Origin of the sequence: Wolbachia endosymbiont of Drosophila simulans wHa, assembly GCF_000376605.1 — a bacterium.
GTDB lineage: Bacteria > Pseudomonadota > Alphaproteobacteria > Rickettsiales > Anaplasmataceae > Wolbachia > Wolbachia pipientis.
In genome coordinates this window covers 57377-70359 of sequence record NC_021089.1, presented here as the reverse complement: position 1 = coordinate 70359, position 12983 = coordinate 57377, and the positions used below count along the sequence as shown (strand labels likewise).

Annotated in this window: 16 protein-coding genes, 1 tRNA gene and 1 pseudogene; 6 read left to right on the top strand and 12 right to left on the bottom strand. The window is 34.2% G+C overall.

Annotation, left to right across the window (positions count from 1 at the left end; all coding sequences use genetic code 11):
• Positions 1-375: 375 nt before the first annotated feature.
• Entirely contained in the window at positions 376-843 is a 468-nt protein-coding gene (ruvX, locus tag WHA_RS00340; RefSeq protein ID WP_010082183.1) for a Holliday junction resolvase RuvX, read from the top strand.
• A gap of 44 nt (positions 844-887) precedes the next feature.
• On the opposite strand, the gene ruvC is transcribed toward ruvX, so the two are convergent.
• The 8 genes from ruvC to rplU all read right to left on the bottom strand — a co-directional run bounded on the left by ruvC (position 888) and on the right by rplU (position 5664).
• Positions 888-1376: a crossover junction endodeoxyribonuclease RuvC gene (ruvC, locus tag WHA_RS00335; protein ID WP_015588791.1), complete on the bottom strand. Its 489-nt coding sequence runs from the start codon at positions 1374-1376 to the stop codon at positions 888-890.
• The gene (locus WHA_RS00330; protein ID WP_006279354.1) at positions 1377-2204 is read right to left on the bottom strand and encodes a cytochrome c oxidase subunit 3; all 828 of its coding nucleotides are present in this window, start codon (positions 2202-2204) and stop codon (positions 1377-1379) included.
• A 47-nt stretch (positions 2205-2251) separates the two neighbouring features.
• Positions 2252-2911, bottom strand: a complete 660-nt coding sequence (locus WHA_RS00325) for a TenA family protein (protein WP_010962391.1) — start codon at positions 2909-2911, stop codon at positions 2252-2254.
• 44 nt (positions 2912-2955) lie between these two features.
• Positions 2956-3639, bottom strand: coding sequence for a TenA family protein (locus tag WHA_RS00320; protein WP_015588790.1), 684 nt, complete (start codon positions 3637-3639; stop codon positions 2956-2958).
• 126 nt (positions 3640-3765) lie between these two features.
• Entirely contained in the window at positions 3766-4938 is a 1173-nt protein-coding gene (gene metK, locus WHA_RS00315) for a methionine adenosyltransferase (protein ID WP_015588789.1), read from the bottom strand.
• Between the two features lie 57 nt (positions 4939-4995).
• Positions 4996-5072 (bottom strand) — tRNA-Ile (locus WHA_RS00310).
• A gap of 9 nt (positions 5073-5081) precedes the next feature.
• Positions 5082-5351, bottom strand: coding sequence for a 50S ribosomal protein L27 (gene rpmA, locus WHA_RS00305; protein ID WP_006279564.1), 270 nt, complete (start codon positions 5349-5351; stop codon positions 5082-5084).
• Between the two features lie 10 nt (positions 5352-5361).
• Entirely contained in the window at positions 5362-5664 is a 303-nt protein-coding gene (rplU, locus tag WHA_RS00300; protein WP_015588788.1) for a 50S ribosomal protein L21, read from the bottom strand.
• Between the two features lie 156 nt (positions 5665-5820).
• Between rplU and WHA_RS07190 the strand changes: the two genes are divergently transcribed.
• Positions 5821-6141, top strand: a complete 321-nt coding sequence (locus WHA_RS07190) for a toluene-4-monooxygenase system B family protein (protein WP_242049588.1) — start codon at positions 5821-5823, stop codon at positions 6139-6141.
• 583 nt (positions 6142-6724) lie between these two features.
• On the opposite strand, the gene WHA_RS00290 is transcribed toward WHA_RS07190, so the two are convergent.
• The 3 genes from WHA_RS00290 to WHA_RS00280 all read right to left on the bottom strand — a co-directional run bounded on the left by WHA_RS00290 (position 6725) and on the right by WHA_RS00280 (position 9198).
• Positions 6725-7303, bottom strand: a complete 579-nt coding sequence (locus WHA_RS00290) for an RlmE family RNA methyltransferase (RefSeq protein WP_015588787.1) — start codon at positions 7301-7303, stop codon at positions 6725-6727.
• 76 nt (positions 7304-7379) lie between these two features.
• Entirely contained in the window at positions 7380-7955 is a 576-nt protein-coding gene (locus tag WHA_RS00285; RefSeq protein WP_010082598.1) for a PopZ family protein, read from the bottom strand.
• 19 nt (positions 7956-7974) lie between these two features.
• Positions 7975-9198, bottom strand: coding sequence for a TolC family protein (locus tag WHA_RS00280; RefSeq protein WP_006279873.1), 1224 nt, complete (start codon positions 9196-9198; stop codon positions 7975-7977).
• Between the two features lie 129 nt (positions 9199-9327).
• Between WHA_RS00280 and rplM the strand changes: the two genes are divergently transcribed.
• The 3 genes from rplM (at position 9328) to WHA_RS00265 (ending at position 10710) form a co-directional block, all read left to right on the top strand.
• Complete coding sequence (gene rplM / locus WHA_RS00275; RefSeq protein WP_010082596.1) at positions 9328-9786, top strand: 50S ribosomal protein L13; 459 nt, start codon at positions 9328-9330, stop codon at positions 9784-9786.
• Between the two features lie 10 nt (positions 9787-9796).
• Positions 9797-10252 carry a 30S ribosomal protein S9 gene (gene rpsI, locus WHA_RS00270; RefSeq protein WP_007548415.1) on the top strand — a complete coding sequence of 152 codons (456 nt, stop codon included), beginning with the start codon at positions 9797-9799 and terminating at the stop codon, positions 10250-10252.
• Between the two features lie 146 nt (positions 10253-10398).
• Complete coding sequence (locus tag WHA_RS00265) at positions 10399-10710, top strand: HU family DNA-binding protein (RefSeq protein WP_006279876.1); 312 nt, start codon at positions 10399-10401, stop codon at positions 10708-10710.
• Here the strand turns inward: WHA_RS00265 and WHA_RS00260 are convergent.
• Positions 10703-11410: a pyridoxine 5'-phosphate synthase gene (locus tag WHA_RS00260; RefSeq protein ID WP_015588786.1), complete on the bottom strand. Its 708-nt coding sequence runs from the start codon at positions 11408-11410 to the stop codon at positions 10703-10705. The two genes, WHA_RS00265 and WHA_RS00260, sit on opposite strands and share 8 nt — an antisense overlap.
• A gap of 136 nt (positions 11411-11546) precedes the next feature.
• Here WHA_RS00260 and WHA_RS07420 point away from each other — a divergent pair.
• Positions 11547-12633 (top strand): annotated as a pseudogene (locus WHA_RS07420) (IS3 family transposase).
• The last annotated feature ends 350 nt before the right edge of the window (positions 12634-12983 follow it).

Sequence of the window (12983 nt, the reverse complement as noted above, 5' to 3'; positions counted from 1 at the left end):
AATCACAATGTTCGTACAGCTATGCAAACACAAAGGTGTCATTCCAGCGCGTGACGCTGGAATCCAGTTGAGCTATTTCAACAAAAATACTGCATTTTGAGATGAACGTCTATTCTCACCAGACTTATTTACAAGTATAACAATTAAAGTCTGGATTCCAGTGTCAAGCACTGGAATGACATCATAGGGGGCACTGCCCTTTTGGATGGAAACCAGTGTCAGCTACTTAGATGATACCTTTTTTCTACTTAGTTTGGGTTATGCAAGAAGTCTATTGCATTCCTGAGCAATTTGATTCATTATTCTTTTTGTAAAAAATTTTCTTAACTTTCTCTCCACTTTTTTGGTAAGGTCACTTTAAAGGAAGTCTAATAGATGCTACATAGAAATCCAGATGAGTTTCTAAAGTCTATTCCAAAAGATAAGCGCATAATGTGCCTTGACATGGGAGAAAAGCAAATAGGCATAGCATTTAGCGATAAAACACAGCTCATAGCCACAGCTCATAGCATATATCACAGAAAAAATATGAGCAAAGATTTAGGTTATCTGCATAGAATATTCAAAGAAAATGAATCTGGATCAATGGTAATAGGACTACCATTAAAAATGGACGAGCAAGAAACTAAATGGTGTAAAACTATAATCCAATTCGCAAATAAAATAATAAAAAAATATAAAGTAAATATATACTTACAAGACGAAAGCTTCTCAACATCTATCGCAACTCATACACTAAAAATTACTGGAATATCAATCACAAAATCGAAAAAAATAGATGATAAAATCTCCGCATGTATTATTTTGCAACGAACGTTAGACAAGATAAATACAATCAAATAGTTTTTCCAGATCTGGAAATCTTCAAACTGAATCCCATATAAAAGTTACTCAACAAAACAAGAACCTTTCGTATAAGCATGACAAATTGCTACAGCAAGAGCGTCAGCAGCATGGTGGCATTTTATACTCAAATTTTTAACTATTTGCTTCACCATAAATATCATCTGATCCTTATCAGCATGGCCATTTCCGGTAATGCTTTTTTTTACATAGTTTGCATCATATTCATTCATAGTTAGCTTTGTTATTTTTAACGCTAAAATTACAACCCCTCTTGCATATCCTAAAGTTAGTGAAGATTTAGGATTTTTATTAACAAAAATTTTCTCCACCGCAGCTTCATTCGGAGAGTATAGGGAAATTACTTTCTTTAATTGTTCAAAAATTGTATGTAGGCGTTCACCTGTACCCAATTTACCATCAGTTGATATGGTACCGCCGCCCAAAAATTCAATATTATTTTTTTCGTTCAGGCTGATAATGGCCCACCCAGTCTTGCTTATTCCTGGATCTAGACCTATTATTTTAACCACTTAATAAACGCTTAACCAATAGACAAACAAAAATAAAAATATCCAGACTACATCTACAAAGTGCCAATACCAGGAGGCAAACTCAAAGCACAAATGGTCCTGAAGTGTAAATTGGCCTTTCCGTGCTCTAAATAAACACACTGATAAAAATATTATTCCTATTATAACGTGTGCGCAGTGAAAACCGGTAATCATGTAAAAATTGGATGTATAAATAAGCTTTTCTCCTGTTTCTTGTAGAGAAAAACTCGCTTCATGATACTCTATTGCTTGCACTATTATAAAAAAAACTCCAAGCAATATAGTTATGGACAGCATTTTAATCATGCTCTTTTTATCATTTTTAAGTAAAGAGTGATTTGCCCAAGTAATTGTTGTACCAGAAAGCAATAATATTAATGTATTCATGAATGGTAGTGACCACGGATCAGGTGGCAAAATTCCCTCAGGGGGCCATTCAACTTTTTTTGCAGGAGAAAACGCCTCAAATAAAAAAACTGGATCAAGCCAGGCTTTAAAGAATGAACAAAAGAACACTATAAAAAATACGACCTCCGAGAGAATAAACAAGTACATTGCAAATTTGAGTCCATGTTTTACAATGGCAGTGTGACATTTGTCATAAATGGCCTCCCTTATTACATCTCTCCACCAATAAAACAGCACCCCTGATACTGCGGAGATTCCCAAAACTAAACAAAACATTCCGACAATTTGTTTATGAAGCGCGCCAACTAATCCAAGTGCAAGAATAAGAATTGCTGCTGATACAGCAATTGGCCAAGGGCTTGGATCCACTAAATGAAAATCATGTTCTTTACTTTTCATAGCATTTTAAAAAATACTTATTAAGGATACAAATTAGCTTAAAATTGTCAATGTTCCTTAGGAAATTGATTGAATCTTGAAAAATTATATGCACCGTTCAAAAAATCTAACACAAATTGTGCAGTTATTCTAAACAACTCAAGCATTCTGCTCTTTTCGTTTTCTCTTGCTCTGCTGCAATATCCATCAACAATATTTTCCAAAATAATGCATCCAGACTTTACTGAATCACTGTAACAAAAATTAAACCAATCCCTATATCTATTATTTTTCTTGAATCTATTTTTCATGCTATCAACGACAGTCTCGTATATAAACATGCAAGAATACAAAACCGTCATAGCCTCATAGGTATTACTATGCGAGATGGATAAAAGAAAATTAGTGAAATTAAAACACTCAAGAGATTTCTTTTCGCGACTTATACCGTACATAGTAAAGTAGTAGTCATATAACATTCTATTAACAGTCACTACTCTTTGGGCTACTTCAGCAAGCGAGATAATACTACTATAATCTTCCATTTTGGATGCAGTAATTAAGGTGGTACGAATATAATCACCTAAGAACAACGTCTTTTGTTGAGCATAGAATTTGAAGTTCTCTATATTTAGGGTGTTATTCGCTAACTCAACATTAAAAGGATGCTCAATTATATCCTTTAAAAGATTTGACCCGTAACAGCTCCTAATTATGCCACTGAACACTGTAGTTATCGATAAAAGATCAAGTTAACGTAAATAATCCGCTGCTAATATTCTTTGCTAGATATATTAGAGTAATATGCCTCATCCCAAAACATTATTTCTAATTCCAGCCCTTTCTTAAAAAACTCATACATCCTCTTTTTTTCACAGTCACTAGCTTTTTTATATAGCTTATTTGTAATATCAGTAACCTCATCAATTACAGCATTTACTGTTTCGCCACTATAAATGTTGATCCACTCTTTGTATTTGTTATTTTTAACCCCTTTAGTTGTTATCTCATTTACCATATGGCGTATAACGATTTGGTATATGTTAAAGCAAGAATAAGATGCTACTAAAGCTTCATTAACAGAATTGTGATATGCGGCACTCATGAAAAAGTCAGTAAAGGCAGAACAAGCTCTTGACTTTTTGTGATCATCAGATAGATCACAATCTTCAAAATATTTTTTATACTGTTCTCGAACATAAAATGCTCCTTGTGCCAAATTGATTAAACTACTCATCATTTCAATATCATCAACTCTAGCTGCAACAATTAAAAAAGCACGAGCGCAATCTATACAATACAGAAAATCCTGCTGAAGGTAGAATTTGAATTTTTCATAATCTAATGTATTATTTATCAATTCAACATTAAAAGGGTGTTCTTTTATTTTATCAATAAGATCAGAAAACTCTTTTACAATTACGTTGTACAGTTCTCCTTCTATTTCGTTATACACTTTATAAGCCTCACAATAAAAATTGAATATAAAAATTATTACTAATATGATATAATTATTATGAAAAAGCGTGCTATGCTTTAACAATAAGCTAGTATATAAATATGAGGCTGTAAATCAAAAATTTTAGCAATCTAAAGAAATTTTACTATTACCTTCTATATTGAATTCTCTACAAAGATCAGCAGATAAGTCCATGTTTTCCCAAGAAAATCCACCGTCCCTTTCCGACTGTTTACCAAAATGTCCATAACAGGCTGTACGTTTATATATAGGGCAATTAAGCGATAAATGCTTGATTATGCCTTTTGTTGATAAATCTATATTATTCTCGATAAACTTTTTAATTACTCTTTCCTCTACCTTATTCGCACCAAATGTATCAATATAGAATGAAGTAGGTTTTGATACACCAATTGCATAAGAAAGCTGCACAAGACAACGTTCAGCCAAACCTGCAAAGACAATATTTTTAGCAAGGTATCTTGCCATATAAGCTGCAGATCTATCAACTTTAGTTGCATCTTTTCCGGAAAATGCCCCTCCACCGTGTGGAATATAACCCCCATAAGTATCAACCATAATTTTTCGTCCGGTTAATCCACAATCACCAACTGGCCCACCAATAACAAATCTACCAGTTGGATTGACTAAGAGATTTTCCTCAGGACACATCCATCCTTCAGGTAAAGATGAAACTATGTAAGGGTAAATTATTTCTTTTACTTTTGATTGATCCAAATTCTCAGGGTGCTGTATCGAGACAATAATACTTTCAGCACGTACCGGGAGGTTATTCTCATATGCCAAAGTGATTTGTGACTTTGCATCTGGACCAAGTTTTGCTTCTTTAACTGCGCTCATGATATTTTTCAGAATCGAGTGTGCATAAAAAATGGGTGCCGGCATAAGGTTTTCTGTCTCTGTTGTTGCATAGCCATACATTATGCCCTGATCTCCAGCACCTTGATCCACCCCTATTGCAATGTCATTTGATTGCTCATGCAGCAATATATTTACTTTCACTTTTCTCCAGTGGAACCCATCGTGCTTGTAACCAATATCTTTTATTGTATTCCGTACAATACTTTCAATCCTGCTATTTTTGATGTTAGGCCCAAACACTTCCCCAGCTATAATAACGTTATCTTTGGTGACTAAAGTCTCTATTGCAGCTCGCGCAAAAGGATCAGTAAAAAGGTACTCATCAAGTATTGCATCTGAAATTTGATCTGCTACTTTATCTGGATGACCAGCCGCCATTGATTCACTGGTTACTAAATTTTTATATAAACTCATGTTTTTGCTTATACAATATCAAAACCGCTATAGAAAACACAGTTAGTAACTACTAAATGGTGGGTCTGGGAAGAGTTGAACCTCCGACCTCACGCTTATCAGGCGTGCGCTCTAACCACCTGAGCTACAGACCCATGATTTATTCAAGCTGAAGCTTTCATATTATCTGTAGGCACGATATCAATAAAAGTCTTTTTATTTGCTGACCTTCTAAAGCTGACCCAGCCTTCTATTTTAGCAAAAATCGTATGATCTTTACCTATACCAACATTCTTCCCAGGATGGAATTTTGTGCCTCTTTGGCGCACAATTATGTTACCAGGAATAACCTTCCCATTCTTCTTTATTCCTAACCTACGACCCGCTGAATCTCTACCATTACAGGAACTACCACCTGATTTTTTAGTTGCCATATCTTACCTCTTACTTTTGAAGACTAATTTCATTTATACGAAGAACAGTTATATACTGCCTATGACCAGTTTTCCTACGGTAATTTTTTCTTCTTTTCTTCTTAAAGATTATAATTTTTTCCCCCCTGCACTGCTGCAACACTTCAGCTTTAACAGTAGCATTAGATGAATAAGATAAGCCATTATTTGAAATACAAATCACCTTATTGATTTCCACCTCTTTTTTTTCTTCAGCTTCTAACTTCTCTACCTTTATTATACTACCTTCTTTTACTAAATATTGCTTTCCACCAGTCTCAATTACTGCAAACATGATAAATATAAATTATTGTTATTAACTTTAATCGTAAACGATGTCATATACGCTGTCAATATAAATAAAAAGCATGACTTAACGTTCTTTTTAAGCTATCTAAACACTTCTATCTTTCTTCACCCTTTATCTACTTTTTCTCAGACAGTAGACTTCTTGCATAACCTAAGCAGAAAAAAGGCAAATAGTTATTATAGCTCTAAGTTTACCGACACCGTCATTCAAGTAGCCCCTTCTCCTGTCATCCGAGTAGCTGACACTGGTTTACCTTATGATGATGTCATGAAAGTAGCTGACACTGGAATCCAGCCTTTTCATCCAAGACGGCAGCGCCTCCTTCTTCTGTCATCCCAGTGCCCAGACACTGGGATCCAGGAAAGTTTGCTTGTGAGCAAGCAAACTAGCATAGAAAGTGGTTACAACATTTTCGATGAGATTATATGGAAAACTGGATCCCAGTGTCAAGCACTGGAATGACATCATAGAGGCACTGGAATGACATCATAGGGGCTCGGGTGACAAAAAAAGGAGCACTGGAATGACACCTTCCTGCCCAATTCATGTTGCTATAAATATTAAGAAATTTACCAAGCGAAAAAAAAGGCAAAAGAAGCCCCGTGGTTATTGTCCGCTTTAAAATATTGGCGTTTTTTATGTTTTAAACGCTTGACAAGCGAAATTCAGCTGCTTTTAATTGCAACTAACCTACGCTGCAAATGTTTAAGAAATTTACTAAGCAGAAAAAAGACAAAGAATCCCCGAGTTAGCTAGTCTTTTACTATCTCTGTCGAGTATTGGCATTTTTTGATGTCTTGTAACGCTTTATAAGCGCGTTCAGCTTATTTAGATAAAAATCTAGATGTAGATGAAGTTTTGTAAAGACATACAGTATCTATATACTGCAAAAAATTGAATATAAGACGCCGATACATTAAGTAATCCTTACCTTTTAATCTGCAGATTGGCGAAAGCAAATACAATAGCTTCACTGTTATGATAAGGGGGCTGGCGGAGTTTGTCAAGGAAGTTTTTTCGTTTCTGTGGGCTACCTGGATTAATATTATATAGAAAGTCTGCTGCCAATAAAGCCTAAACTTACCAAATACATTTCTGTAGATTCAGATCTACTTGACTTTGGTTTAAAGTATTTTACTGTTTTAAACATTTTTTTTAGCTCGTTACAAAAATCTTTATCAGATTCTCCTTGGAAAATTTTTACTACAAACGTGCCACCATGGCTCAAGAAATGCTTTGCAAAATTGAGCGCTGCCTCACATAAAAGCATAATTCTGATATGATCCAACGATTTTAAACCACAAGATTCGGGCGCCATGTCAGATAAAATTACATCAAATTTTTGATCCTTGAATTTTTCTCTTAAAATTTCAAACTCATTGATAATATCACATTGTATAAACTCTACTCCATTAATTGCGTTCATTGGTTTTATGTCAAGAGCAACCACATTTGCACCTTTCTGAGATGCAACTTGTGACCATCCACCAGGAGAAGCACCAAGATCAATAATTTTTTGCCCTTCTTGGAATAATTTAAATTTGTTATCCATTTCTACCAGCTTATATGCTGAGCGTGACCTATAACCATCCTTGCTAGTTTTTTGCACATACTGATCATTCAAATGACGATGTAGCCACCTTGTTGAAGATAGTTTTCTGCCTCTAGCCGTCTTTACTCTAGTTTTTATTGCTAATACCCTACTTATTATTGATTATATCTTTAAGCTCTTTTTCAACTACTTCTTTTACCAGTGCATGTAGATATTTATTCAGCCATTCTGAGAGCTGAGGTTTTAAAAGAGATGTAACTAATTCTTCAACAGTAAGGTTCGCTTTTTTTTGTTGTTTATGCTGTAATTCGTTTTGCATTTTTCCAAGCAAAGCTTTGATCTCTTCCATATTCTCTTTTAAAATTAGATGATCGTTATTTTGCGCTTGTAAGCCGCTATTACTCGCTTTGTTATTACTCATTTGGATATTATCGTACAAATAAATATCTTTTTTTTCTTCTGAATTGTAGCTATGGCCATTAAATTGGTTATTGTTGCAAGCCATTTCCTCACTTTGGTCATCATTATCAATGTCCTCTTTTTCATTATTTTCTTTTTTGCCATCTTCTTCTATTTCTTCTGGATACTCTTCCTCAAGGTATAGCACATCATCATTTTCATCCTTTATTTCTGCTTTATCGTTACTCGCGTTTTTACCCGATATAGCTTTTTTTATATCTTCTAGGATATCTTTTACAGATTGATTGCCTTGTTCATCATGCATAGTGCTAATACCATTAAATTTAGAGGTCTATACTATTTATCATAAAAAGCAAGTTGTAAACACTAATCACATAATTGCTTTTTGCTTCAACTAAGTCTGAACGTGCTTTAAATAATGCATCTTCAGTGTCCAAAAGGTCAGATGTACTCTTTAAATTTAAGTTTACTTCTTGCTCAACTCCTTCCAATGCTAGAGCTGCTGCTTTTTCCGCTTCTTGACTTGCTTTGATAATGGCCTTTGCTGTCAACACATTATTCCAAGCATTTACAACTGCTTGTTCTATATTTTTTACCGTTTCATAATAATCGTAGGTAGATTTTTTTGCATCCATTTTAGCTTTACTGACACCAAAAGCATTAACTCCTCTCTTAAAGATTGGAACATCAAGAGTAAAAACTACATGAACATTTTCTAATAGTTTGTCTACCTTCATACCATCCTCCCCAAAATTTTTGCTTGCACTTAGATTTAAAGAAGGAAGCCACTTGGAGCTTTCAGCAATCACTTCCATTCCGGCTGCTCTTTTTTGATAAACTGCTGCTTTTAGAGATAAATTATTGGTTTTTGCTAACTGTAAACATTCATTTAGCTCTGGAACAGAAGGTAGTTTATCATTAGCTTCAGAAAGGTCATCAGCATCTTCGCCAATCAAATGATAATAAGCAATATTTACCAACTTTAATTTACCTTCAGCATCAACTCTTTCGGATATAGAAGACGAAAATTTTGCTTTTGCTAACAAAACTTCAGCATTGGTTACCTCTCCAAGGGAAAAGCGTTTTTTCATAGCTGACAAATGTTCCAAAGAAACGCGTTCTTTATGTTCTCTGAGCTTTAATATTTCTGTCTTTTGTAAAACATTAACATATGCTTTCACAGCATTAAGTGCAAGCTCTTGTTTTAATTGCTGAAATCGCATCTTTTCTGCTTTGAGAAGATGGCTTGATCGACTGAATGTGGCAAAGGTACCACCGCCATCGATTAATTTCTGGCGCAATGTAAGTTTTTTTTCAGATGTATCAAGATTAAAGTTACTATCGAAATTGTATTGCAAATTAATGTCAGGTAAAAATCCAGCTAACCCAGAAGATTTATAGTGTTTTTCTGCGCTTTTATATTGGTAAAATTGAGACTTTATTTTTGAGCTATTTTTGATGGCTTTGCTTATCACTTCTCCCACATCGGTTGCATAGCAACTTATAGTATTAAAAATGATCGCAAGTGTGATAATCAATCGAAACATTCTAATTCCTATGCATATTGGTTGCGCAGCTCAATTACTAACATAAATTACTTTAATAATCAATAACTAATATTGTTGACACTATTGAGAAATTAAGTATATCATAGCTTACTATTGTTGGATCAAATAATGAAGACTTTTTTCTTAAAGGAGAAACAAATCAATAAAAAGTGGTTTGTCATAGATGCAGAAGGATTAGTGGTAGGGAGGCTTGCAGCATTTGTAGCGACACTATTACGTGGAAAGCATAAACCTGAGTATACACCTCATATGGATTGTGGCGATAATGTAATTATTATCAACGCAGAAAAGGTGCATTTCACCGGAAAGAAGCTTAAAGATAAAATTTACTATAAGCATACAGGTTATTCTGGTGGTTTGAAGAAAACTACTCCAGATAATATTTTAAATGGCAAATTTCCTGAGCGTGTAATAGAAATGGCAGTGAAAAGGATGCTTGATGATGGGCCTATGGCACGTAGACGCTTTGAAAATTTGTATGTTTATTCTGGTTCAGAGCATAAGCATCAAGGACAGCAACCTGAAAAGATAGATTTTGCCTCTTTGAATCGTAAAAATAAAAAGTAATGGAGTAAAAATGAAGAGTTCTACAATAAATAACAATGATTGGTCAGAAAAGACAATTAAATCAGCAGTTGATTCGCTTGGTCGTTTATATGCTACAGGCCGAAGAAAAGAATCTGTAGCAAGAGTATGGATAAAGCCGGGGAGTGGAAAATTTAGTGTTAACAAAAAAGGCGATCTAATTTCTTATTTTAAAAGAGAGTCAGTGTGCCAAACAGTAAAAATGCCATTTGTTGCAACCTCTATGTTAGATAAATATGATGTATTTGCAACTGTAAAAGGTGGAGGGCTATCTGGTCAAGCAGGTGCTCTAGCTCATGGAATAAGCAGAGCTTTAAGTAGCGTAAGCCAAGATTTGCATTCTATATTACGTAATGGTGAGTTCTTAACTAGAGATTCACGTGTTGTTGAACGTAAGAAATATGGTCAACATAAAGCTCGGAAAAAGTGTCAATTTTCTAAGAGATAGTTATTTTATAGTGGTGTTTTTTTGTAAGTATTATACAAATATTTGCAAAAATGTATGATATCCTCTATTTTTGTGATGAATTTAGTTGACTATCGGTGTCAACATAATATGCTATTTATGTGATTTTTTCAATATTAAGGTAATTTATGAGTAAAGAAGATATAATAAAACAATTAAAGGAAGATTGTTCTAGTCAGAATATAGATATAACAAAATCTGATTTGAGCAAGATTCATGATGCGTTTATTAAAATAATAAAGAATGAGCTGCATGGGAAAGGTGAAATACGTTTGCATGGAATAGGAACATTTTCTACTGCTATCAGTCAGGAAAAACAATGTCGTAACCCCCAAAGTGGTGAGATCATGACTGTTCCTAAAAAGACAAGGGTAAAATTTAAAGCAAGCCAAACTCTTTTAAGTATTTTAAATGAGAAGGAAAAAGCAGCAGTTAGTTAGACATTGTCATTTTCATTGTTTTTACTACGCTGTGTAAGCCGTAAAATACAGCTTCGCTAATTAAATAGTGGCCTATGTTAAGAGCTGAGATGTGAGGTATTCTTGTCATCTTCTTAGCGTGTTTATAAGTTATGCCATGTCCTGCGTGGCATTCTATTCCTAATTTATTGACGTACTCTGCAGCATTAGTAATTAACTGTAACTTTTTTTCTGATGGATTATCACAGTAATCCCCTGTGTGAATTTCTATTATGTCAGGTTTTGTCCCTAGCTTTTCAAGATATGTTAGTTGATCAATATTTGGATCGATAAACAGTGAGACTTTTATGCTAGAGCTATGCATTTCCTCTATTATACTAGAAAGTTTACTGTGCATATTCACGATATCCAGGCCACCTTCGGTTGTTAATTCTTCTCTTTTTTCTGGTACTATACTAATCGAATAGGGTTTTACCTTTTTTGCTATTTCAAGCATTTCTTCCGTGGCTGCAATTTCAAGATTTAACTCAGTGCTAATGCTTTTTTTTAGGTTAAATACGTCTTCATCTCTAATATGCCTTTTATCTTCTCGTAAGTGTACAGTAATAAAGTCTGCTCCAGCGTCAATGGCTATTTCTGCTGCTTTCAATGGATCTGGATAAGAAGTTCCGCGTGCGTTGCGGAGGGTTGCAACGTGATCGATATTAACACCTAGTTTCACAATCTACCTCAGAAATTATTTATAGATTATACATGTTATTAGTTTTTTTGCATAGTCATTGTTTGACCTTACCCAGAAAAAGTGGAGAGAAAGAAAGGAGTTTTTTCGGGTAAAATAAAATTTTGGAGGATTAGAAATGGTAAGAGAATATACAGCAGAATTCAAATTGGAAGCTGTTAAACTGGCAAATGAACAAAGAAAGGCAGGTCAAACAATTACAAAAATAGCAAGAGATTTAGGAATAAAGGGTGGTTTATTAGGAAAATGGATAAAGAAACACAACGAAAAAAAGTCGGCAGCAGATGCATTTCCAGGTAGAGGTAACATGGCTCCTTACGACAAAGAGAGGTTTGATTTACAAAGCAAGAGTAACAAGGGAAAGAGACATTTAAAAAAAAGCCCTGGCCAGTCAAAAAGAGTAAAATATTTTTTTATATAGTAACTGCTATAAAGTACAGGAATTATGTAGGATTTTCTGCTAGTGGCTACTATAAGTGGACTACAAGAAAAATAAGCAGTAGAGAATCAGCAAATAAAGAGCTACTCGAAGCTATTCAAAAAATATATCAAGTTTCTAAATGTAGATATGGAGCTCCTAAAATTTATGCTGAATTGAAGGCTTTGGGTAAAAGTTGCAATTTGAAAACGGTGCAAAGTATTATGCAGAAAAATGACATCAGGGCTATACTGAGAAGAAAGTTTAAAATTAAAAAACAACAAACAGATAATAGAGCTGTAGCTCCCAATATACTAGATCAAAACTTTATTGTTGATCAACCAAATAAAGTATGGGATTACTTACATCAAAACCAAGGAGGGATGGCTATATTTGGCAGCAATAATTCTCACGTATGGTAGTTAATGAGTAGTGCAATAAATAAACAATTGGTTATGAACTCTTTATTAATGGCCATTAATAGGCGTAAACCTGTTAAAAATCTACTGCTGCACAGTGACCAAGGTTCACAATATACTGCGCAAGGGTATCAATATCTCTTAGCTGTAAAGAATATAGATGAGTAATAAAGGCTGTTGTTACGACAATTCTGTTGCAGAAAGCTTCTTTAGCTCATTGAAAAGAGAAATACTTATTGATACTTCACAACACTCTGCTCAACAAACTAGAACTGCAATATTTGAATACATAGAAATTTTTTATAACAAACAACGTCACTATTAACTATTGCATTCCAGAACAATTTGATGCATCATTCTTTTTGTAAAAAACATTCCACACTTTCTCTCCACTTTTTCTGGGTAAGGTCAATTGACAACTGTCCACTTTCTATTCCCATGGATTCATATTTTTTGCCTTGACCAAGAAAAAATTCAGCTATTGCCTTACTTTCTCTTGCAACAACTTCTTCCTTAACAATTTTTCCTTTCTCATCAACGATACTTATAAAAGTTTCTTTTAGTGAGATCGCTATAATATTCCATGAGACTGCTCCTACTAATAAAAGTTTAAATTATTTTTGAAGAACTTATTCTACTGAATTCGTTACTTCGTGCTAAAATAATGGACTCCATCATTCAACAGCAATTACAGTATGTTTACCCTTTTTCTTGTTAT